This window comes from Streptomyces kryoterrae (assembly GCF_054072135.1).
Map to the genome: position 1 here is coordinate 1,982,315 of NZ_CM133358.1, position 21,774 is coordinate 2,004,088.

Here is a 21,774-nt window from a genome sequence, read left to right on the forward strand (position 1 = left end):
TTCAACAACTGCGACTGCGACGACTACACCGCCACCTGGATCACCGCACGCGTACCGCTCGTCCGCCAGCGCTGCCCCTCCGCGGCGACGAGTGCCGACTCGGTACGGGCGTCGAGGCCGACGATCACGTCCGACTTCAGGGTGCGCAGGGCCGCCACCGGGCCGGGGAAGTAGGTGGTGACGTCCGCGAACGGCGTGGTGGGGGGCCTGAGACGGTCACCGACCAGGCGGCGGTAGTTCAGGTCGCCCTTCATCAGGGTGACCGTCGCCGAGGCGAAGTCCTCGCGAAGACCGCCGGGCATCGCCGTGTACGGGAGCGGGGCGCAGGAGAAGGGGTGGGCGCGGACCACGAGCCGGCCCTCGGCCATCGCCAACCAGAGACGGCGGCCGTACGCGGCGGCCTCCCCCGGCGCCCGGATCAGCCGGCGCAGGGCGTCGACCACGTCGGCGGTGGTCGCGTCGGAGACGAAGTACGGGTGCGGTTTCACGTGCAGGACGGCGCGTTCGGCGTACCCGCGGGTCAGCAGGTGGTCCAGGAGGAGGAGATCGGGGACGAGTTCGCGGCCGGCGTTGTCCGCGACCAGACACACCGTGCCGGCGTCGGATCGGGCGGGCCGGAGCAGCGACCAGAGGGCCTCGCTGTCGTCGGCGACGAGTCCAGCCGCCTCCCCTCCCTCGTCCGCGCCGGAGAGCCGGAAGCCGAGGTCGGCCCGGTTGCCCCACAGCGACCCGTGGAGCAGGGCGCGCGCCTGCTCCTCCTCCGGCCCGCCCACCAGGTCGTCGAGCGCGGCCAGCTCCTCGTCGGTCTCGGGGGCGTCCAGTTCGGCGAGCTTGAAAGGGCGGAACGGGTCGATCCCACGCCAGGCACCCTCACCCGTGCCACCCCCGCCGCCACCGAAGTATCCGACCGCTTCGAGGAGTTGGCGGTAGAAGTAACCCTCCGCCCACAGCCACGGCACGTCGAACCAGGACCGGCCCGCGTACTCCCGGGTGCCCCACTCCTCCCACTGTTCCCGGTCCTCGGCGCCGGCGGGGAGCGGTTCGACGACACCCTCGGCGCAGTTCTTGAGGAGGGCGTCGAGCGCGCGGTGCTGCTCCGGGCCGTACGGGAAGGCGTCCCGCACCTTCTGGATGAGCGCGGGATGCCGTTCGGCCAGCACGCTCCAGGGGAACGAGCCCGGCTCGTTGCCGAGGATCACGGGCGGGGACACGGAGTCGGAGGCAGGCATGCGCCTCACCGTACCGTCCGGAAAACACGCGGCCCGGGACATCATCGGGCGAAGGCGGGGCGGTCCGAAACCCCCACCGGATCAGAGGGCCCGCCCCGCCCGTCTCACGCCATCGCCCGTGTCTCCCGCTCCAGCTGCGCCACCAGGCCCAGATACCGCGCCCGCCTGGGCGTGGGCACCAGTGCCCGGATGGTGAGCCGCCACATGTCCGCCGTCCGGCGGGGCTGGCGCGCCACCGGCTCCACCGCCCGGCTGACCACGCGGCTGCCGACGAAGAAGCTGACGAGGGAGTGCGCCATCGCGTCGACGTCGACGTCCGGGTGTACGTCGGACTCCTTGACCGCGCCGAGGAGTTTGCCGGAGGCCATCTCCGACCACTCGCGGAACGGGTGTCGCAGCGGCGGTCGTACGGTGACGTCACCGGCGGCCAGACGCAGCCCCGCCCTGGCGATCGGACCCTCGACGGCCATCCTGGTGATCCCGAACGTGACGCGGATCAGCGTTTCGAGCGAGGAGTAGCCGCGGCCGTCGATGTCTCTGGCCATCCGCCGGGAGGTCCTGGACTGGATCTCCAGGATGGCGTGGGCCAGGTCCTCCTTCGCCGCGAAGTGGAAGTAGAGGGCGCCCTTGGTGACATGGGCGTGCTCGACTATGTCACTCAGGCTGGTCGATTCGTATCCATGGCGGTCGATCAGGTCGGCCGCGGCCGTGATGATCGTCGCGCGGGTCTGCTCGGCGCGTAACTGCCTCGCCATCGGCGACACCCCTCCCCACCTACCGGTGCTCCCGAACTCCCCTGAGAAAAACGGGATATGCCGTTTGTTTCTCACTCCCTGTACAAGATAGCCGACCGTTCTACGGCGCCCACCACACACTCGAAAACCGTGCGCCCCTCCTGTGTTCCCACCACCTTCAGGGCCCCGCCGCCTTCGTCCGTCGACTCGATCCAGGTGGGCAGGTCCAGTTCGGCGAACTGGTGGAAGGTCGTGTCGAAGGACACGGGTATCAGGTCTCTGCCGGGGCCCGTCCGCGCCAGCACGGCCTGCCGGGCGGACTCCAGGAGCAGCATGCCCGGTATGTGATCCAGGGGATGGTCGAAGAAAACAGCATGACCGGTATCGACTCGCAACTGCCAGTGACCTTCGCCCTGTCGAGGCCGGGCCAGGACCACGTCCGCAGCCGACTCCCGCCCCACGTCGGCGGCGGGCAGGCCCGGCGGAACGGGCAGCGCGGTCACGGTGGCCGCCGTACGCCCACCGCGCAGCCTGCTGAAGACGGCGCCGCTGGTGCAGGTGAAGGCGACGTCGGCGCGTGCGACCGGTTCACCGCCCAGCCGTACGTCGGCCTCGTAGCGGGCCGAGACCAGGCGCTTGCCCCGATGACGGATGTCGGAGAAGGTGATGTCGACGGTGGGCTCGGCCGGCACCGACCCCACGCCCAGGTGCTCGGGGAACGTGGTGATCCGGAACTCCTGGAGGACGAACCGGTGGTCCAACGGCACCTTGTACGCGGTGTGGTTGAGCAGCGTTCCGGCCTGCCGCACGGTCTCCACGACAAGCAGCGGATCGTATGTCGTCCGGTCCGGCGACACGTGTAAACAGTGGACACGCGGCCACTGTGCGGAGACGCTGAACCGGTCGGTTTCCGTGCGGGACCAACCAGTGGGGAACGTCTCCGCGATCGACGCGCGGTGCACGAGCTGGCGCGGAACACCCGCCGTCATGAGTGGGATTTCGGCAGACTGCGGCACTGGAGGCAATGTCTCTCCCTCGGTCCCCCGTATGGCGTGGCAGACGGAAAGGCGCCCGCTTAGGTGAGCGATAGAGTACGAGGCGACCGGTTTGTTTTCAACGAGATCAGTCGGCGCGGCCCTATGATCGGCGGTTCCGGCGCACCTGACGACACGCCGTCACGAACAGCACGGCATCGACTCGGCACTGATACGGACACCGGCCAACCGGGCGCCGGGGAGGGGCTCTTATGGCGAAGCAGGAGCGCGCCATCAGGACGCGCAGAGTGATCCTGGAAGCCGCGGGCGCGGTTTTCGACGAGAACGGCTACACCTCCACCACCATCTCGATGGTGCTGGAGCGGGCCGATGTCACCAAGGGCGCTCTGTACTTCCACTTCCCTTCCAAGGAATCGCTCGCGCAGGCGGTACTGGACGAGCAAGTGCCGTTCGGCACGGTCCCGGAACAGCCCTGCAAGCTGCAGGAGATCATCGACATGACGTTCGTCGTGGCGCAGCGGCTGCTGACCGACTCCCTGCTGCGAGGCAGCGTGCGGCTGACGGTGGACCAGGCGACACCCCCCGGGGTCGACCACACCGGACCGTTCCGGCAGTGGGGGGAGCGGCTGATCGTGCTCATGGAACAGGCCGGTGCCCAGGGTGAGCTGCTGCCCACGGTGAAGCCGCGGGACACGGTGGAGCTGCTGGTGGGCGGCTTCGCGGGCATCCAGTTGATGTCGCGGGCCCTGACCAACCGGGCGGACCTCGCGCACCGCATCTCGGTCCTGTGGTCCCACATCCTGCCCGGCATCGCGGTACCGGGGCTCCTGCTCGGCCTGGACAGCCGGGCCGACCGCGGCGTCCGCATCCTCTCCGCGGTCCCCGTCCCGTGATTCTGCTGACGGGGGCCACCGGCACCGTCGGTCGGCTGGTCGCCGAACGCCTGGCGGGCACCGGCCCGCTGCGCCTGCTCACCCGTGACCCGCACCGCGTCACCCTCGCCGGTCCCGGAATCGAGGTGGTGCGCGGGGACTTCGACGACCCTGCCGGGCTGCGCGCGGCGCTGGCCGGCGTACGGTCCGCTCTGCTCGTCACCGCGAACCCGCTGGCGCCGGCCCAGGACGAGAACTTCGTGGCGGCCTCCCGGGCGGCGGGGGTGCCTCAGGTGGTGAAGCTGTCGGCCCAGGCGGTGACCGACCCCGGGGCCACCGACCTGATCACACGGTGGCAGCGGTACAACGAGGAGCTCCTGCGCGCCTCCGGCCTGGCGTGGACCTTCCTGCGTCCGCGCGCCTTCATGTCCAACACCCTGGGCTGGGCCCGCTCCGTCCGGGAGGAGGGGGTCGTCCGGGGCCCCGACGGCACCTCGCGGAACGCGAACGTCGACCCGCGGGACATCGCCGACGTGGCGGTACGGGCGCTCTCGGACCCGGAGGGGCACGCCGGGCGGGCGTACGCGCTGACCGGGCCCGCCGGGGTCACCGCGGCGGAACAGACGGAGATCCTGGGCGAGTTGCTGCAACGCCCGCTGAAGTTCGTCGAACTGACGGAGCATCAGGTGCTGCAGGGGCTGCTCGCACGGTATCCGGAGCCGGTGGCCCGCGCCCTCGCGGAGAGTGCCGCGCGGGCGAGGGACGGATCGAAGGGGCAGGTGGAACCGGCGGTGGCGGAGTTGCTCGGCCGACCGGCGCGCGGCTACCGGGAGTGGGCGGCGGAGCATCTGGCGGAGTTTCGCGACCGGATGTGGCCGCCGACAGCCGAGTGACAAAGCGCGGGGGCACACATAGAGCGACGGGTCGGTCGGCGTCCATCCACGCCGGCCGACCCGCCCGTTTCTGTCACACCGTCAGTTCACTTGCGCCGACGGGTGATTCACCCGGAGAACCCGGAGGTTCAGAAGGTGAGCTTCCAACTGTTGATCTTGCCGGTGTCCGAGGCGGCCACGTCCTGCACGCGCAGCTTCCAGGTCCCGTTGGCCGTCTCGCTGGAGGCGTCCACCGTGTACGTGGTGTTCACGTTGTCGGCGGAGTCCGAGGTGCTGGAGGCCTTCAGCGGGTAGGTCGTGCCGTCGGGCGCGACCAGGGTGATGACCAGGTCACCGCGGTAGGTGTGGGTGATGTCGACGCCGACCTGGAGGGCCGAGGGGGCGTTGCCGGTCCGGCCGGTGACAGCGATCGAGGACTCGACGGCCGAGCCGTTGTCCGGGACGGAGACGGCGGTGCTGGAGGAGAAGACGGTCCCCGTCGTGCCGCCGCCGGTGCCGCTCACGGCCTGCACGGTCTTGGCCGCGTCGGCCAGACCCGCACCGCAGCCGCCCGAGCAACTGCCGGGCAGGGCACGGGCGTTGTTCTTGATGGCCGTCTCGATCTGGGCCGGGGTGAGCGAGGGGTTCGCCGACTTCATCAGCGCGACCAGGCCCGCGATGTGCGGGGTGGCCATGCTGGTGCCCTGGTAGTAGGCGTACGACTCGGTGGACGGGGTCTTCGCGCCGGAGTTCAGCGTGGAGAGGATGCCGTTGGCGGTGCCGGTGCTCATCTCACCACCGGGGGCCGAGATGTCCACGACGGAGCCGTAGTTGGAGTACGAGGCCCGGGCGCCGGTGCGTCCGGTCGCGGCGACGGTGATGACGTTGTTGCAGTTCGCCGGGTTGGACGTGGAGGCGTTCGCGTTCTCGTTGCCGGCCGCGACGACCACCGTGGTGCCGCGGTTCACGGCGCCGGTGATGGCGCTCTGCGTCGCCGAGGAGCAGGCGCCGCCCCCGCCGAGGCTCATGTTGATGACCTTGGCGACGTTGGTGTTGGCCGGGACACCGGAGACGGTGCCGCCGGACGCCCAGGTGATCGCGTCGATGATGTCGGAGTCGTAGCCGCCGCACTTGCCGAGCGCGCGGACCGGGGAGATCTTCGCGTTGTACGCGATGCCCGCGACGCCCTTGCTGTTGTTGGCGACGGCTGCGATGGTGCCCGCGACGTGCGTGCCGTGCCAGGAGGAGTTGCTGCCCGCGGTCTGCTCGCACTCGCCGGCGGCGTACCAGTCGCCGGGGTCGGCCGGGTTGCTGTCGCGGCCGTCGCCGTCGACGGAGACCGCGGAGTCGGCGATGAAGTCGTAGCCTGCGACGATGTTCGCGGCCACGTCGGAGTGCGTGACATAGCCGGTGTCGATGACGGCGACGGTCACGCCGGTGCCGGTCGCGGTGGTCCAGGCGCCCGGGACGCGCATGCCCGCGGTCGCTTCGAACAGGTCCCACTGCTTGGCGTACTCGGTGTCGTTCGGGTCCGCCATCGGCTTGTTGAGGCGGTCCGGCACGACGTAGGCGACCTGCGGGTCGGCCTCGTACTGGGCGATGACGTCGGCGACGTCCGTCCTGCTGAGCTCCTCGCCCAGGTCGACGAGGGCCGCGCCGGTGCCCAGGCGGCGCTGGAAGTCCAGGTTCTCGCCGGCCTCCTTGCCCTTGGCGGTGGCGTCGGCGTCGGCGGCCTGGTTCGACGTGGCCTCGGCCGCTCCGGTCTTGTAGCCGACGATGAGCCGCTCGGCCGGGGCGGCGACCGCCTGCGCGGCGTCCAGGGTGGCGCCGGGGGCGACGGGCTCCTGGGCCACGGCGACCGAGGTGGTGGCCGCGGCAACGAGGGCGGCGGAGACCGCGGCGACGGATATCAGCTTCCGCCCCGTGGCACGGGTGGGTGAAGTACGCAAGGGCTTGCCTTTCGGGGCCGTACTCCGGGCGGCGCGGGCAGCGGGGAGTGGCGGGCGAATCGCTTCGTCGTCGAAGCGGCGGGGGGTGCGGTTCGAAAAGCGGCGCGGCGGCCGGCCAAGCGCGAGCGGCCCGTGCGGGGTTACCTGTGGGGCGGCTGTGGTGGAACAGTAGGCAAAGAGGAGGTCATCCGGATACAGGGGAAACCCTCGATCAGGCCAAATCCACACCCTCGAACGCCGGAAACCGACCCTGTATGACGGCCGGTTGACCGGGTTGGGCAAGTTTCGGGGGATTGCCTGCGCCACCCGCCGATTGAACGCGGCCCGCCCGCTTCCCGTACTGCCCCAAAGCAGACCTGTTTCCCCTGGTCGAGGAGATTCCCGGATGACCGCCCAGCGCCGTACTCTCTCGGCCGCCGTACTCGCCGGCACCGCCGCCTTCGCGGCGCCGCTGTTGCTCACGTTGTCGGCGGCGGGTCCCGCCCAGGCGCACGGCGCCCCGACCTCGCCGGTCAGTCGCGCCTACGCCTGCTCCCCCGACGGCGGCAGCCTGGCCGGAACGGCGGCCTGCCGGGCGGCGGTCGCGGCGAACGGCGGGGCGCCCTTCACCTTCTGGGACAACCTGCGGGTCGCGGACGTGAACGGCCGGGACCGCGCGGTGATCCCCGACGGCCGACTGTGCAGCGGCGGGCTGCCCGCCTACCGGGGACTCGACCTCGCGCGCGCCGACTGGCCCTCGACCACACTGGCGCCGGGCGCGCGGCTGACGATGACGTACCGCTCGACGATCCCGCACACCGGCACGTTCAGGATGTTCCTGACGAAGCCCGGGTACGACCCGTCGGGCCCGCTGAACTGGTCCGACCTGCCGGACCGGCCGTTCGCCGAGGTCAAGGACCCCGCGATGACGGGCGACGCCTACCGCATCGGGATGACGCTGCCGTCCGACCGTACCGGCCACCATGTTCTGTACACGATCTGGCAGAACTCCAGTACGGCGGACACGTACTACTCGTGCTCGGACGTGGTTTTCCCGAAAGCGAAGAGCACTGCCAACACCTCTGGCGGCACCGGCGCCTCCGTGCCGACCGCCACCGCCTCCCCCGCGGCGCAGTCCAGGTCTGCCGCGCCCACCGCTTCGGCCGATCCGACCGCGCAGCCTGAACGGACCGGGGAAACGGGACGGGCGGCGGAGTCCGCCGACTCCGCCGCCCCACAGACCGGGAGCACCGTGGCCGGCACGCCGGTGGCGTCGGCCACCGACAGCACCGGGTCACGGCACCTGGTCGCGGCCGGCGCCGCGGCGGTACTGCTCGCCGTGGTCGCCGCCCTCGCTCTGCGTCTGCGCCGCCGGTGAACACCGGCAGCCCAGACGTTCATTGACGGTTCGTCAGTTGACGAAGACCGTGGCGCCGCCCTGCGTCACGTCCGTCACCGGGGCGTACTTGGCGGTGAAGTAGCCGCTGCTGAAGCACAGCGACGAACCCGACGTCTTGGTGAACGCCTGGGCGGTGAAGTTGATGCTGTTGTCGGCGGCGCCGGTCGTACCGGTCAGGCTGGGAGCCTGGTAGACGCAGTTGATGCTGCCCAGCAGGGTGCGCAGCACGACGGTCGTCTGGATGACGGAGCCCGCGGCCGGGGTGACGGAGACGGAGCCGTCGGAGCCCACCACGGTGGTGTACGGCAGGTTGTTGACGGTCACGCTGGTCACCCCGAGCACGCCCAGGACATTGCTGGTGCACGTGCCGAAGGTGTGCGCGGTGACCGACTCGGTGGCACTGCCGGGCGCAGCGGGGTTGTCGGTGACCGCAGCCGTGAAGGTCGACGCCGCACACGAGACACCGCTGGTGCCGGTCGCGCTGGAGTAGAGCGTGGCGGTGGTGCCGGTGGCGAGCGAGGCGTTGAGGACATCGCCCACGGCGACGGCGTCGCCGGCCGCGCTGTTGATGGTGAGGACGGTGTCGGCGGCGGACGCGGGGGTGACCGCGGCGACCGAGAGCCCGGCGACGGCGGCGGCGAGGGCGAGGGCGGAGCGGGTGCGAGTACGCATGATGCGGGTGCCTCTTTCTGGAACTGGGGGTGTTGAGGGGTGGTCGAAGAGGTCGGGGCACGCGAAAGTACGCGTGCGGAACGCATGAAGGACGCGGGAATGACGCCGTTGCCGGCCCGTGACGCCTTCTCCGTACGTGACGGACCGGCAACGACAACCGGCCGGTAGCCGGCAGGAAGGCTTGGAGGGAGGCTTCCTGCCGGACCGGGCGGGACAGGGCGAACCGGCGGTGGCCCAGGGGGGAAACGGCCATGCCGGTGCCTCGGAGGCGGACTGCGGAATGAGCTGTGAGTCCGGGAAGAGCGATGACTGGCATCGCTGCGGATCCGGCGCCACGGATCCGGGGAAACCAGGTCGAGTTCTAGACCTGAGGAACCGTCAACGTCAAGACATTGGACGGAAGTTGATGCTTACCGGCGAACTTCCCGGCCGGCTTCCCCTTGGGCTTCGGCGCGCGTCCTCGACCCGTGCGACACCCCTCCGGTACTCCCCCGAGGGCCCTTGGGACCCCCCGAACGGCCTTCGATCACCCCGTGAAGTCACAGGTGGAGCATAATCCGCACCCTTTTTCCACAACTCCCTTGACCCTAGAAAGTAACCACGGGTAACTTCCTCGGCGGCTACTGGGGCGTAACCGTGAAAGCCCTTGCAACCGCCGGGAGTTGCGAGGAGACGTACGCCGCAGCCGCTGTCCGCGCCAGGACAACGTGCCACTGAAGCGTGACCAGCATTGACGCAGTTGACTATGTACTGGGAGCAGCCATGGCCTCGTCCTCGGACGCCTCGTCGTCCGCCGGATCCAGCCCCGAGCAGCCAGGAAGCGGTAACGCTTCCGAGGGCGCCGGGGACGCGGGATCCACCAACGTGTCCGAATTCTTCGAAGGTGCCGGAAAGGGCACCGAACGACGCGGGCGGGTCCGTGCGCGGCGTGCCGCCGTGATGGCGGTGCCGGCCACCCTGGTCGCCGCCACGCTCGCGGTTCTCACCGCACAGGGCGCCCTCGGCGTTCAGTTCGCCATCTCGGGCATGCCGTTCAAGGTCACCGCCACCGAGATGAAGGGCGAAGGCTTCGAGCAGTTCGGCGCCCTCGACCACATGATCGAGGGCAGCCCGAACGAGGGCGACACCGGCGGCCAGGTCCTGGTCATCACCACCGCGATCAAGACCGCGACGATCACCAAGCTGTGCCAGAGCGTCGACCTCGGCGGCATCAACCTGCTGATCAAGGCGGGCGGCAACGGCACTCCGGTGTCCGCGACCGACCTGACGCTCGACGGCACCGAGCAGGCGGGCGACGCGTCCTTCACCAACATCGAGATCGGCAACGACGCCAGCACGCTCAGCAAGGCAGGCGTCAAGGGTCCGGCCGGCGTCTTCAGTCAGCAGGCGGACACCGTCCGTATCGCCAACCTGGTGTCGACCAACTACGCCACCACGGCAGCCGTGTTCAAGCTGCCCGGGCTGAAGCTCAGCTTCAGCGAGTCGGGTTGCTGATGTCCGGCATCGAGCATGAGGGGGTGGGGCCCGCCTTCAGAAACTGGCGGGCCCACCGTCCGTTCCTGGGCGGGCTGCTGCTCACCCTGGGCGGGGTGGAGATCCTCGTCACGATGAAGGTCTCCCTGAAGATCGTCGTGCACCTGGGCATGCAGGGCCTGGCCGGCTTCATGCTGCCGGCGCTGATGGTCGTGTGCGGTCTGTTGATCCTCTTCAACCCCGCGCAGCGCCTGTTCTACTCGATCGTCGGCATCATGCTGACGCTGGGCACGTGGGTCACCTCGAACCTCGGTGGCTTCTTCGTGGGACTCGCGCTGGGAGCCGTGGGCAGTTGCATGGCCTTCGGCTGGCTTCCCGACCAGGAACCGCGTGTCAGCCGCCGCCGGCGGCGCAAGGAGAAGCAGCAGGGCAAGGCCGCCATGGCGGCCCCTGACGCGACGGAATCCATGGATTCCACCGGGCCGGCAGCGGCGGACGACGGTCACGAAGACGGCGAAGGCAGCCTGCGTGGCTCGATGCGCTCCTCCACCGCCGCGTCACCCTCACACCTGACGATGTAGGCACTCCTGCCCGGCAACTCCGCGACCGCTTCGACGAGTTCGGTCCCTCGGTAGACGAGGCCGACCCCGTCGTCGGTGCAGTGCGTGGTGGGCAGGGTGCCATCGGCGACGAGCCGGTGGACCAGCGGGCGGCGGCCCGCGTCACTGTCGTAGTGCACTCCGTTGCCGTACGGCAGGAAGCCCAACGCGTCGGTCAGCGGCCGGAGTCCGGGGCCGAAGGAGTCCGTGGTGCCCCCTCTGAACCAGCAGAGGGAGCCCGCGCTCACTCCACTGAGCACCACGCCGGCCTCCCAGGCGCGCCGCATGATCCGGTCGAGGCCGTGCACCCGCCACACCGCAAGCAGGTTCGCCACCGAGCCGCCCATGACCCGGACGACGTCCTGTTCGAGCACCGTGCCCTCGACGTCGTTCAGGTTGGGCATGGGGAAGAGCTGCAGCGGTGTGAGGTCGAAGCCCGCGACCCGGGCGGCCTCGCCCATACGGGCGGTACTGCAATCCCCCGGGGGACGACCCCCGGACCCCCAGCAGAAAAGCAGGTCAGCAGGCCTGACCAGCGAGGGAAGCCAGGCATCCTGAGTGACGCTCGGCGTCCCCGATGGCCGTACCGACCTACAGGACACGCGGTCCGCGGCCGTGGGCGCCGGAGAGGTCGACGGCGTGATACACGAGGGCGTCGAACGCCACCATGGTCCGGCCGCCGGTTCGGCGTCCGCCGGAGGTCGCGCGGATGGTCGGTTCAGAAGCGGGCATCCGGATGATCTTATCGATCGGCGACGGGCTCCCGGCGGTCGGCGACCGGCTCGGCGACAACCGGCTCGGTCCGATGGTCGGCAGGTTCGGCAGCGAAACCGCCGCTCACCTGCGAGGATTCCTCCCGCGCCGACCCGCTCGCCGACCCGTCGGACTTCAGCGCGTGCGCCTCGCTCTTGAGGATGCGCATCGAGCGGCCGAGGGCGCGTGCCGTGTCCGGCAGCTTCTTCGAGCCGAACAACACGATGACCACGATCGCCACGACCAGCAGGTGCCAGGGTTCCAGTCCGTTCCGGAGCACAACCTCACCGCCCTTTCCTTCGTCTCACACAACAGTTGCCACTTTGCGCAACTGTACAACCAGGGTGAGACGTGAGAAGGGCGCCGATGACCACCAGCACGAGCAGGCCTGCCGTACCCCCGCGAGCCCGGTCCGCCGCGGGCAGCCGGCGGCGCAAGCCGGGTCGGCGTGGGCGGCTGGCACTGGCGATCTTCCTCTCGCTCCTGCTGCTCCTCGCGGCCGGCGCCGGCTGGGTCTACCTGAAGCTGAACGGTGACATCAAGACCTTCGACGCGGGCGGCATCTCGGACAACCGGCCCGCCGCGGGTTCGTCCAAGGGCGAGAACGTCCTGGTCATCGGCTCGGACGCACGCAACGACGGCAACGCCAGGCTCGGCGGCGGCGACGTGAACGACATCGGCCGCTCCGACACCGCGTTCCTGCTGCACATCTACGCCGACCACAAGAACGCCGTGGCCGTCTCCATACCCCGCGACAGCCTGGTCACCATCCCGCCCTGCAAGCTGCCCGACGGCAAGTGGACGACCGCCCGGCAGGGCGTCAAGTTCAACGAGGCCTACTCGGTCGGCGAGACCGCCAAGGGCAACCCCGCGTGCACCCAGAACACGGTCGAGAGCATCACGGGTCTGCGCGTCGACCACACCGTCGTCGTCGACTTCAAGGGCTTCGCCTCGCTGACCGAGGTGGTGGGCGGGGTGAAGGTGTGCCTCCCCCAGAACGTGTACCAACGCGATCTGAACCCCAACCGCACCACGCGCGGCAAGCTCCTCTTCGGCAAGGGCGAGCAGACGGTCTCCGGGCAGAAGGCGCTGGACTACGTCCGCATCCGGCACGGCATCGGCGACGGCTCCGACATAGGCCGTATCAAGCGCCAGCAGGCCTTCGTGGCAAGCCTGTTGAAGGAGGTGAAGAGCAACGGTCTGAGCCCGGCCAAGCTGCTCCCGCTCGCCGACGCGGCCACCAAGTCCCTGACCGTGGACCCCGGTCTCGGCTCCGCCCAGAAGCTGATCTCCTTCGCGATGACGCTGAAGGACATCGACCTGCACAACACGAAGTTCGTCACCATCCCCTGGCGGTACCAGGGTGCGCGCGTCGCGATCGTCGAACCCGACGCGAGCGACCTCTGGGCCGCCCTCAAGGCGGACCGCACCCTGGACGGCAAGGACGCGAGCGGCAGGAAGAAGGCCTCGCCGAGCGCCCGTCCCACGCCCGCCGCGACTCCCGTGTCCGGCAGGGGAATCACCGTCACCGTCTACAACGGCACCACCGTCACGGGCCTCGCCGCGAAGGCCGCCGCCGAGCTGACCTCCGACGGTTTCACGGTCACCGGCACAGCGACCGCGAGCCGCCAGGACCACGCGGCGACCGTCATCGAGTACGGCCCCGGGCACAAGGCCGACGCCCAGACGGCGGCCCGGGTCTTCCCCGGCGCGGCCATCCAGCCGGTGACGGCGCCGGGCGTCAACGTGGTCGTCGGACAGTCGTACAAGGGCGGCTCCACAGTCGCCCCGCAGCCCACCGCCATCCCGAAGGACGTCAGCGAGGGAGCCCGCTCGGCGGACGACAACCCCTGCTCGAACCTCAGCTACGGCTGACCCGGGCGGCCCGCGCCGGGAACCGCCACCGCCGGGCGACGGCCAGGGCACCCCCGTACAGCCCCAGCACGACCGCCACAAGCGCGTAGTACGGCCCCGGCAGCCCCGCCAGCCCCAGCGGCGGGCCGAGCCGCGAGAGCGGCAGCAGCAGCCCCACGGCGGCGAGCCCGGCCGCCGCCCGGCCGACGGCTCCCGTGACCCGGCCCCCGCCGCCACGGAGCAGCAGCATGGCCACAGCCTGGGTGAGCAGGTTCTCGGTGAACCAGGCCGAGTGGAAGACGGCCCGGTCGTCCAGGGCGTCGGGCCCGTGCGGCGCGAGGGCGAGCACGGCGAAGGTCGCGAGGTCGGCGACGGCGTTGAGCGCGCCGAAGCCGCCGAGGAAGCGCAGGAGGTCCCGGGAGCGCAGAACGGCCGGGCGGGCCAGGGCGCCGGGCGCGGGCCGGTCGTAGGCGTAGGCGAGTTGGGCGGTGTCGAAGCACAGGTTCTGTGCGAGGACCTGGGCCGGGAGCATCGGCAGGAAGGGCAGCAGGAGCCCGGCGGCGAGCATCGCGACGACGTTGCCGAGGTTCGAGGAGAGTGTGACGCGCAGATACGTGGCGATGTTGCCGCCGCTGTGCCGCCCGGCCGTGACGGCGTGGGCGACGGCGGCGAGGTCCTTCTTCCCGAGGACGACGTCGGCACTCTCGCGGGCCACGCCGACGGCGGCGCGCGGCGCGATCCCCACGTCGGCGGCGAGCAGCGCGGGCACGTCGTTCGCCCCGTCCCCGAGAAAGCCGACGGTGTACCCGCCGGCCCGCAGCGCGGCGACGATCCGGGCCTTGTGCGCGGGCGCGCAGCGCGCGAAGACGGTCGTACGCCTGACCAGGTCCGCCAGTTCGACGTCACCGAGGCCGACCACCGTGTCCCCGTCCACGACCTCCCCCGGATCGAGGCCCAGCTCGTGGCAGGCGCGGGCGGCCGTGCCCGGGTGGTCGCCGGTGAGGATCTTCACGCCGACGCCGAGCGCGGTGAGGTCGCGCAGGGCCCCGGCGGCGGTGGGCGCGAGGTCGTCCCGCAGGGTGACGAAACCCCGGAAGGTCAGGCCGCGTACGTCGGCGGGGGTCCACGCGCGGGCGCGCGCGGGCCGTTCGGCGGTGGCGACGGCGAGCAGGCGCAGCCCGCCCGCCGCCTCCTCGTCGGCGCGGGCGAGAAGCCGGGCCCGTTCGGCGGGGTCCAGGGCGCACCGCTCGACGACGTCCGCGACCGCGCCCTTGGCGACCAGGACATGGATGCCCAGCCGGCCCCGTACCCGAACCACCGCCGTGGCCGGCCGCCGCACCGGATCGAGGGGCAGCGCCGCCACCCCGTCGTACCGCTCGTCGGCCGGTCCCGCCGCCGCCAGCAGCGCTTCGTCGAGGGCGTCCGGGGTGGGCGGGTCGGCCAGCTGGAGGGTCCACCAGGCGGCCGTGGCGGCCAGCGCGAGCACCTCGGGGTCGTCCCGGCCGCCGGCGTCCGTGGAGCGTTCGACGAATGGCCGGTCCCGGGTGAGTGTGCCGGTCTTGTCGAGGCACAGGACGTCGACCGCGCCCAGGTCGTGCAGCGCGGGCAACCGTTTCACCACGACCCCGTGCGCCCGGGCGAGCCCCGAGGCCCCGCGCGCCAGACACGTGCTGACGACGACCGGCAGCATCTCGGGTGTCAGCCCGACGGCCACCGCGACGGCGAACGGCAGCGTCTCAGGCCCCTGCCCGCGCAGCGCCCCGCTCGCCATCAGCACGAGCGGCGGGGCAAGCAGCATGAACCGGATCAGTACCCGGGAGACGCCGCGCAACGACCGGTCGAAGGCGCTCCTGTCCCGGAGTACGACGGCCCCGTGCGCGCCCGCGAAACGCGTACGCGCCCCCGTGGCCACCACCACGGCGGTGGCGCTCCCGGAGGCGACGGCACTGCCCTGGAAGCACAGTTCGGGCCGCGCGAACCCGCTCCTGTCCGCCGCACCCGGCCGTACGTCCTTCGCGACCGGCGCCGACTCGCCCGTCAGTGGCGCCTGGTGCACGGTCAGCCCGGTCGCGCGCAGCAGCCGTACGTCCGCCGGGACCAGGTCACCGGGCCCGAGCCGGATCACATCGCCCGGGACGAGTTCGGCGACCGGGATCTCCCGGGCGAGCGGCGGCCCGCCCGCCGCCGGGCGGCGCAGGACCGTCGCGGTAGCGGCGACCAGCTCGCGCAACTCACTGAGGAAACGTTCCGCCTGATGCTCGCCGGAGGCGCGCAGCACACAGCTGACCGCGACCAGGGAGAGGATCACCGAGGCCGTCCCCCAGGCCGTGACGGCCGCCGAGACAAGCCCGAGGCAGAGCAGTACGGCGGTGAAGGGGTCGCGCAGACTCCGTACGAACCGGACGGGCCGGCCGATCGTCCGGGCAGCCGGAACGACGTTCTCCCCGGCCTCCGCCAGCCGCGCCTCGGCCTCGCTGTCGGTCAGAGCGCGCGGGAAGCTGTCGAGCCGGTGCGGCGTCCGGAGATCAGACTCCACGGAGGTGCCGTACGGGGGTGCCCTCGGCCCGGTCGGTCAGCCGCCCGACCAGCAGCCGTACGACGGTGACGATGTCCGGGTCGTCGACGAAGTACACCTGCCGGCGCCCCTCGCGTCGCGACCGTACGAGCCCGGCGAGTCTCAGCTTGGTGAGGTGCTGGCTCACGGCGGGCAGCGCGCCGCCGACCCGCTCGGCGAGCCCCGTCACATCGCTCTCGCCCTGCGCCAGCGCCCACACGATGTGCAGCCGGGCGGGCGAGGCGAGCAGCCCGAAGGCCCCGGCGGCCTCCGTCAGCACCTCGGCGGACGGATCGTCGAAACCGGCGTTGCCCGTACCTGTCACCACCGAGCCAGTTTAGGCCGGTGCGGGACCCGTGCTGCGCCGCACGATGAGGTGGGCGGGGATGACGGAGACCACGGCGCCCAAGGCCGCACCCGGCTCCTCCCGGCCGTCGATCCGCGCGAGCAGCAGCCGCAGGGACCGGGTGCCGATCTCCTGGAAGTCGGTGCGGATGGTGGTGAGCGGAGGCAGCAGATGGGCGGCTTCCGGGATGTCGTCGTAGCCGACGACACTGACGGCGTCCGGGACTTGGCGGCCGGCCTCGTGGAAGGCGCGCAGCGCGCCGAGCGCCATCTGGTCGTTGGAGGCGAAGACGGCGGTGACGTCCGGATCGCGGGCGAGCCGTCGGCCCAGTTCGTAGCCGGAGTCGGCGCTCCAGTCGCCGGCGAGCGGCTCGGGCACCTCGGCCCCGGCCTTCTCCAGGGTCTCGCGCCAGCTCCCCGCCCGGCGTTCGGCGGACGTCCAGCCGGTCGGTCCGGCGATGTGCCGGACCGTACGGTGGCCGAGGCCCAGGAGGTGTTCGGTGGCCAGGCGCGCCCCGCCCCGGGAGTCGGCGGTGACCATGGGGGTGTCGTCGCCGAGGGCGTTGTCCATCACGACGAGGGGGATGTCGAGGTGGGCCTCGGCGAGCGCCCTGCCGACGCGTCGCTGCGGGGCGATGGCGATGACCCCGTCGGCGCCCTCCGCCGACAATCGGTCCACGGCCTGGACGACGGTGTTCCGGTCGGCGGTGTCGAGGGCGATGGAGCTGACCAGGTAGCCCGCGTCCTGGGCGGCGGTGTTGATCGCGGTGAGCGTGGAGGCGGGCCCGTAGCGGGCCGCGTCGAAGGAGATCACCCCGAGCATCCGGGTCCGTCCGCTGGCCAGCGAACGCGCGCTGCGGCTCGGCCGGTACCCGAGCGACCGCATGGCCTCCAGCACGGACTCGCGGGTCTCTGCCCGGACGGCCGGATTGTCGTTGAGCACCCGCGACACGGTCTGCTTGGAGACACCGGCCAGGCGTGCCACGTCGTCCATCACCGGCCTCGTGCCCGCGAAGTTGCGCCGGCTGCGTCCCTTGGGAGCGGCGCCGCCACCGGCACTTCGGGTCATGGGGGTCGCTTCCTTCGGCTTCGTCCCGTGGCGGTAGTGCCCCGCCCGGCTGGCCCACAGGATAGGCCGCCGGACGGACGTCACCGCCGACGGGCTCTCAGGACCTGTTGTTCGGATCATGCCGCAGCCGCGGGGTGTGGCACGCACTCCGCGCGGAGGGGGACCCCCAGCCGCGTCGCCGTGCGGTTGCACGCACCACACCCCGCTCACCCGCGCGCACAGGGCACCGGCGATTCCCCGCGACCTGATCCGGACAACACGCCCTACCCTCCGATCACGTGGGTCCGGACCGTGACCCACTCCACCAGTGCGATCCCGGCCTCTCCCACCGGCGCGGGCACCGGCAGGTGCACGGGTGCGTCGGCGGCGAACGGCAGCACCCTCACCCGCAGCCCGCCCTCGGCGCGCAGTGCGTCGTCCGGCAGCCGGTCGAGGCCGATCTCCCAGACGCGCCCCGCGAAGAACTGGTCGGCGACCAGTGTGTCCCCGACATGGGCGCGGGCCACGTCTCCGGTCCAGTGGATGCGCAACAGCGTTCCGGTGCGCGGTAGTTCGTCCGGAACATCGATGAGGTACTCGGCTGCGGAGGTGTCGAAGTACGGGTCGGCGGGGGCACTGGCCCGGTCCAGTACGCCGGTGACGGTGTCGGGCGCGGGCCCGGCGGCCCGGACGAGGGACACGTCGAGGGTGCCGCGATCGCTGCCCGTGGGGAGTGTGTATCGGGTGAACACGCCGTCGGAGGCCACCTCCGGGTTCTCGCCGGGAGGCCTCTCGGGCGCGGGCAGCACGGCGAACGACGTCTTCGGCGCCACGCTGTGCACCCGTACCTCGCCGGCCGGCTCGTCGAAGACGACACCGTCCCCGGCGCCGCACAGGATGAGCCGCTCGGCGCCCCAGGCCATGCCCCGGTAGGCGGTACGGGCGGTCGCCGCGTCCAGCACCAGCAGGCCGACCTGACCGCCGTCCAGCGTCCCGACCTCGACGAGGGCGTCCGTGCCGGGCCGCAGTCCGGTGACGAGGAAGCGTCCGTCGGCGGACACAACCTGCCCCATGGGTGTGTGCACGTACCTCAACGTGCCAATGTCCAGGGCGAGTTCGACGGGAATCCCGTCCGTGGCGGCCAGCACCAGGACGGTACGTCCGCCGACGTCGACCGTGCACACCGGCTGGGCGGTGGCCCAGTCGAGCCGGAGTCCGGCCACGTCGAGACGTAACGGCCAGCAGAAATAGGCCCCTCGAGGAACCGTCACCGGCGCGCTGGGAAAGGTCAGTTCGGGTGTGTCCGGGAACTCGACGGTGAACGAGGTGTCCGGGTGGTCCGGCAACGGCTCGTGCGGCTGATGGTTGTTGACGAAGAGGAAACCGGAGTCACCGTCGCTCCGCACGGCCCACCGCAACGTCTCCCGGTCGTCCTGCCCGGCAGGCGCTCGCGCGGGCAGCGCGGACTCCATGGGCGCGATGCGCTCGCCGAAGTCCGCCAACAGCAGGTGCTGCAGACGCAGTTCGTCGTAGGAGGGCCGGTACTGCCCGTACTCGCCGAGCGGTGCCTGGAAGTCGTACGTCAGGACGGGGAGGTCGTTCGGGTAGCCGGTGGCGTGGGACTCCTGGAGGGTGGTCAGCTCGCCCGCCGGGTTGGTGCCGCCGTGGAACATGTAGTAGCCCTGCCAGACCGAGCCGCACCCGATCTTCGTGAGCCCGAGGGCGCCGATGTCGGCGGCGTCGACGCGTGGCCGACGGTGGTAGGCCACGGCCATGCCGCCGCCCAACTCGCAGGTGGCCCAGGGGAATCGGTCGGTCGGCGCCGGTTCGCCGCCCCGCACGCGCGTCGGGCGCAGATCGGCGCCGATGCCCTCGTCGTCGCGCTGGTGGGTGAAGAAGAAGTGCTTGCGGCAGGTGTCGGACCAGCCGCCGTCCCACTCCGTCCAGAAGGTCTCGGTGTAGCCGCCGTACAGCGGAAGCAGTTCGTCGGGCGGGAGCTGGACCCCTCCCCAGGCCGTCGAGGTCCAGAGCGGGGCACTCAGCCCGGCCTCCTGCGCCATCCGCTTCAGGGTGAGGAGGTGGCCCGGCCGGTCGTACAGCTCGTTCTCGATCTGGATGGCGACGATCGGGCCGCCGTGTGCCCGGTCGAGCCCCTTCAACTGCTCGGCGATCGCGGTGAACCAGCCGCGTACGGGTTCCAGGTAGGCGGGGTCGTCGGTTCGGGGTGCGCCGGTGCGGGCGAGCAGCCAGTCGGGCAGGCCTCCGCCCCGCACCTCGGCGTGGCTCCAGGGGCCGATGCGCGGGATGAGGTCCAGGCCGTGGCGGGCGCAGAGTTCGGCGAAGCGGCGCAGGTCGCGGTCGCCGTCGAAGCGGACCCGGCCCTCGATCTCCTCGTGGTGGATCCAGATGAGGTAACTGGCGACGGCCGTCACCCCGGCCGCCTTCATCTTCAGCAGCTCCTCCTCCCACTCCCCCGCCGGACAGCGGGTGTAGTGGAACTCGCCGGAGACGGGGAACCAGGGGCGTCCGCCACGGGTGAAAAAGCGGTTGGTCACCCCGATCGGGTCGGCGGCTCCCGGTGCGTCGGAGAAGGGGAGGTGGCCGGTGAGCGGGGGTTCGGCGGTCGCGGGGACCCGGAGGATGTGGCGGGTCATGGCTTCACCGGGCCGAGGTCGGGGGTGTCGGTGAGCAGGGCCTGCGCGGAGGTGGTGGCGTTGAGCTCGAGGAGCAGCAGGTCGTTGGCGCCCTGGCGCAGTACGGGAGCGGGCACGTAGAGGGTGCGCTGCGGTCCGCGGTTCCAGTAGCGGCCGAGGTGGAACCCGTTGATCCAGGCCTGGCCCTTGGTCCAGCCGGGCAGCGAGAGGAAGGTGTCGGCGGGGGCGATGACCTCGAAGGTGCCCCGGTGGAAGGTGGGTTGGGCGGCCGGGGTCATGTCCGAGGGGGCGAAGGGCAGCGCACTGAGGTCGTCCAGGGTGAGGGGATGGCTGTCCCAGCCGTGCAGCGCGGCGCCGTTGAAGGTGACCGCTCCGAGCAGCCCCTTGGGCGAGCCGATGCGCGGCCCGTAGTTGACCCCGCCCATGTTCTCCACGAGCACGTCGACCGCCGCTCCGGCGAAGGGAATCCGGACGGGCAGGGACTCGTCGTGCCGCTCGCGTTCGAGTACGCCGACGGGGGCCCCGTCGACGAACACCTGCGCCCGGTCGCCCACCCCGCCCGCAAAGTGCAGCAGCCCGTCGCCCGCGAGGGGAGCGGTGGTGCGGTAGAGCACATACCCGGCGCGCAGCCCCAGCTCGTCCATGGTGGCCGGGTCCTCGGTGCGCACGGGCTTGGCGAGCAGTCCCACGTTCGGCAGCAGGGGCGCCCGCTGCGTCAACTCGACCACGGTGGGCGGGAGTTTGACGCTCGGCGCGGGGACCGGCTCGTCGGGGACGGGCGCGTGCCGGGCGATCACGTCACGGAAGGCGTGGTACTTCGGTCCTGGGTCGCCGTTCTCGGTGAGGGCGGCGTCGTAGTCGTAGGAGGTGACCATGGGCTGGTAGGCGTGGTCATGGTTGGCGCCGTTGGTGAAGGCGAAGTTGGTGCCGCCGTGGAACATGTAGATGTTGACGGACGCGCCCGCCGAGAGCAGCCGGTCCAGGTCTGCGGCGGCGTCGGCCGCGTCCCGGGTGTGGTGCTCCTCGCCCCAGTGGTCGAACCAGCCGATCCAGAACTCCGCGCACATCAGGGGCCCTTCGGGCTGATGCGCCCGCAACTGCTCCAGGGACGCGGCGACCTTGCTGCCGAAGGTGCCTGTGGTGAGCACCCCGGGGAGGCTGCCCGCCGCCAGGTGCTCGGGGTTGGCCTGGTCGCAGGTGAAGAGCAGCTCCCGGATGCCGCGTGAGCGCAGGGCCTGTGCGAGGTGTTCGAGATACGCCGTGTCGTCGCCGTACGCCCCGTACTCGTTCTCCACCTGGACGGCGATGACGGGACCGCCCGACTCGGCGAGGTACGGCAGCAGGGGCGGCAGCAGCAGGTCGAGGTAGCGGTCGATGGCGCCGGTGAAGCGGGGGTCGCTGGAGCGCAGCCTGATGCCGGGGTCGGTGGTGAGCCAGGAGGGCAGCCCGCCGCCGTCCCACTCGGCGCAGATGAAGGGGCCGGGCCGCAGCAGGACGTGCAGCCCCTCCGCCTTGGCCAGCCGCAGATAGCGCGGCAGATCGAGGATGCCGTCGAGGGCGAGGGTGCCCGGCTCGGGCTGGTGGAGGTTCCAGGGGACGTACGTCTCCACGGTGTTGAGGCCCATCAGACGGGCCTTGCGCAGCCGGTCGGCCCACTGGTCGGGATGGACGCGGAAGTAGTGCATCGCGCCGGAGATGATCCGGAACGGTTCGCCGTGCAGCAGGAAACCGTCGGACGTCGTTGTCAGGGCGGGCATGCTGGGGTTTCCCTTCGGTTCGCGGGTTCCAGCCGG

Annotated in this window: 16 protein-coding genes and 3 pseudogenes; 6 read left to right on the top strand and 13 right to left on the bottom strand. The window is 71.4% G+C overall.

The features are described 5' to 3' along the window. Positions 1-23: 23 nt before the first annotated feature. From ACW4TU_RS08215 to ACW4TU_RS08225, 3 genes are all read right to left on the bottom strand, one after another. Positions 24-1,229 carry a damage-control phosphatase ARMT1 family protein gene (locus ACW4TU_RS08215; protein WP_457426132.1) on the bottom strand — a complete coding sequence of 402 codons (1,206 nt, stop codon included), beginning with the start codon at positions 1,227-1,229 and terminating at the stop codon, positions 24-26. Positions 1,230-1,333: 104 nt separating this feature from the next. After that, positions 1,334-1,984, bottom strand: coding sequence for a ScbR family autoregulator-binding transcription factor (locus ACW4TU_RS08220; protein WP_457426134.1), 651 nt, complete (start codon positions 1,982-1,984; stop codon positions 1,334-1,336). Positions 1,985-2,055: 71 nt separating this feature from the next. Next, positions 2,056-2,952 (bottom strand): ScbA/BarX family gamma-butyrolactone biosynthesis protein, encoded by an 897-nt coding sequence (locus tag ACW4TU_RS08225; protein ID WP_457426136.1) that lies wholly within the window; start codon positions 2,950-2,952, stop codon positions 2,056-2,058. Between the two features lie 257 nt (positions 2,953-3,209). On the opposite strand from ACW4TU_RS08225, the gene ACW4TU_RS08230 reads away from it, so the two are divergent. Then, positions 3,210-3,851 (top strand): ScbR family autoregulator-binding transcription factor, encoded by a 642-nt coding sequence (locus ACW4TU_RS08230; protein WP_457426138.1) that lies wholly within the window; start codon positions 3,210-3,212, stop codon positions 3,849-3,851. Then, a complete protein-coding gene (locus ACW4TU_RS08235; RefSeq protein ID WP_457426140.1) occupies positions 3,848-4,723 on the top strand; it encodes an SDR family oxidoreductase in 876 nt (291 codons plus the stop codon). The genes ACW4TU_RS08230 and ACW4TU_RS08235 overlap by 4 nt, the downstream gene beginning before the upstream one ends. Positions 4,724-4,851: 128 nt before the next feature. On the opposite strand, the gene ACW4TU_RS08240 is transcribed toward ACW4TU_RS08235, so the two are convergent. Continuing rightward, positions 4,852-6,651 carry a S8 family peptidase gene (locus tag ACW4TU_RS08240; RefSeq protein ID WP_457426142.1) on the bottom strand — a complete coding sequence of 600 codons (1,800 nt, stop codon included), beginning with the start codon at positions 6,649-6,651 and terminating at the stop codon, positions 4,852-4,854. Between the two features lie 385 nt (positions 6,652-7,036). Between ACW4TU_RS08240 and ACW4TU_RS08245 the strand changes: the two genes are divergently transcribed. Beyond that, complete coding sequence (locus tag ACW4TU_RS08245; RefSeq protein WP_457426144.1) at positions 7,037-8,008, top strand: lytic polysaccharide monooxygenase auxiliary activity family 9 protein; 972 nt, start codon at positions 7,037-7,039, stop codon at positions 8,006-8,008. A 33-nt stretch (positions 8,009-8,041) separates the two neighbouring features. Here the strand turns inward: ACW4TU_RS08245 and ACW4TU_RS08250 are convergent, their stop codons facing one another. Further along, a complete protein-coding gene (locus ACW4TU_RS08250; RefSeq protein ID WP_457426146.1) occupies positions 8,042-8,701 on the bottom strand; it encodes a Tat pathway signal sequence domain protein in 660 nt (219 codons plus the stop codon). A gap of 762 nt (positions 8,702-9,463) precedes the next feature. Between ACW4TU_RS08250 and ACW4TU_RS08255 the strand changes: the two genes are divergently transcribed. Then, the gene (locus ACW4TU_RS08255) at positions 9,464-10,195 is read left to right on the top strand and encodes a DUF6230 family protein (RefSeq protein ID WP_457429978.1); all 732 of its coding nucleotides are present in this window, start codon (positions 9,464-9,466) and stop codon (positions 10,193-10,195) included. Beyond that, positions 10,195-10,611 (top strand): annotated as a pseudogene (locus ACW4TU_RS08260) (DUF6114 domain-containing protein); the annotation flags it as partial. The gene ACW4TU_RS08255 and the pseudogene ACW4TU_RS08260, both read left to right, overlap by 1 nt. Positions 10,612-10,676: 65 nt before the next feature. Here ACW4TU_RS08260 and ACW4TU_RS08265 read toward each other — a convergent pair. From ACW4TU_RS08265 to tatA, 3 genes and pseudogenes are all read right to left on the bottom strand, one after another. Continuing rightward, positions 10,677-11,243: pseudogene (locus tag ACW4TU_RS08265) on the bottom strand (Type 1 glutamine amidotransferase-like domain-containing protein); the annotation flags it as partial. A 124-nt stretch (positions 11,244-11,367) separates the two neighbouring features. Continuing rightward, positions 11,368-11,505 (bottom strand): annotated as a pseudogene (locus ACW4TU_RS08270) (peptidase E); the annotation flags it as partial. A gap of 10 nt (positions 11,506-11,515) precedes the next feature. Beyond that, complete coding sequence (gene tatA / locus ACW4TU_RS08275; RefSeq protein WP_457426148.1) at positions 11,516-11,806, bottom strand: Sec-independent protein translocase subunit TatA; 291 nt, start codon at positions 11,804-11,806, stop codon at positions 11,516-11,518. Between the two features lie 86 nt (positions 11,807-11,892). Here tatA and ACW4TU_RS08280 point away from each other — a divergent pair, with 86 nt between their 5' ends. After that, on the top strand, positions 11,893-13,401 hold the full coding sequence (locus ACW4TU_RS08280) for an LCP family protein (RefSeq protein ID WP_457426150.1): 1,509 nt from the start codon (positions 11,893-11,895) through the stop codon (positions 13,399-13,401). Here the strand turns inward: ACW4TU_RS08280 and mgtA are convergent. The 5 genes from mgtA to ACW4TU_RS08305 form a co-directional block, all read right to left on the bottom strand. Next, the gene (mgtA, locus tag ACW4TU_RS08285) at positions 13,388-15,916 is read right to left on the bottom strand and encodes a magnesium-translocating P-type ATPase (protein WP_457426152.1); all 2,529 of its coding nucleotides are present in this window, start codon (positions 15,914-15,916) and stop codon (positions 13,388-13,390) included. The genes ACW4TU_RS08280 and mgtA overlap by 14 nt on opposite strands. Further along, positions 15,906-16,262 (bottom strand): ArsR/SmtB family transcription factor, encoded by a 357-nt coding sequence (locus tag ACW4TU_RS08290; protein WP_457426154.1) that lies wholly within the window; start codon positions 16,260-16,262, stop codon positions 15,906-15,908. Before ACW4TU_RS08290 ends, mgtA begins: the two co-directional genes overlap by 11 nt. A 9-nt stretch (positions 16,263-16,271) precedes the next feature. Next, the gene (locus tag ACW4TU_RS08295; protein WP_457426156.1) at positions 16,272-17,348 is read right to left on the bottom strand and encodes a LacI family DNA-binding transcriptional regulator; all 1,077 of its coding nucleotides are present in this window, start codon (positions 17,346-17,348) and stop codon (positions 16,272-16,274) included. A 263-nt stretch (positions 17,349-17,611) separates the two neighbouring features. Further along, the gene (locus ACW4TU_RS08300) at positions 17,612-19,981 is read right to left on the bottom strand and encodes a beta-galactosidase (RefSeq protein ID WP_457426158.1); all 2,370 of its coding nucleotides are present in this window, start codon (positions 19,979-19,981) and stop codon (positions 17,612-17,614) included. Next, on the bottom strand, positions 19,978-21,738 hold the full coding sequence (locus ACW4TU_RS08305; RefSeq protein WP_457426160.1) for a glycoside hydrolase family 35 protein: 1,761 nt from the start codon (positions 21,736-21,738) through the stop codon (positions 19,978-19,980). The genes ACW4TU_RS08300 and ACW4TU_RS08305 overlap by 4 nt, the downstream gene beginning before the upstream one ends. Positions 21,739-21,774 lie beyond the last annotated feature (36 nt).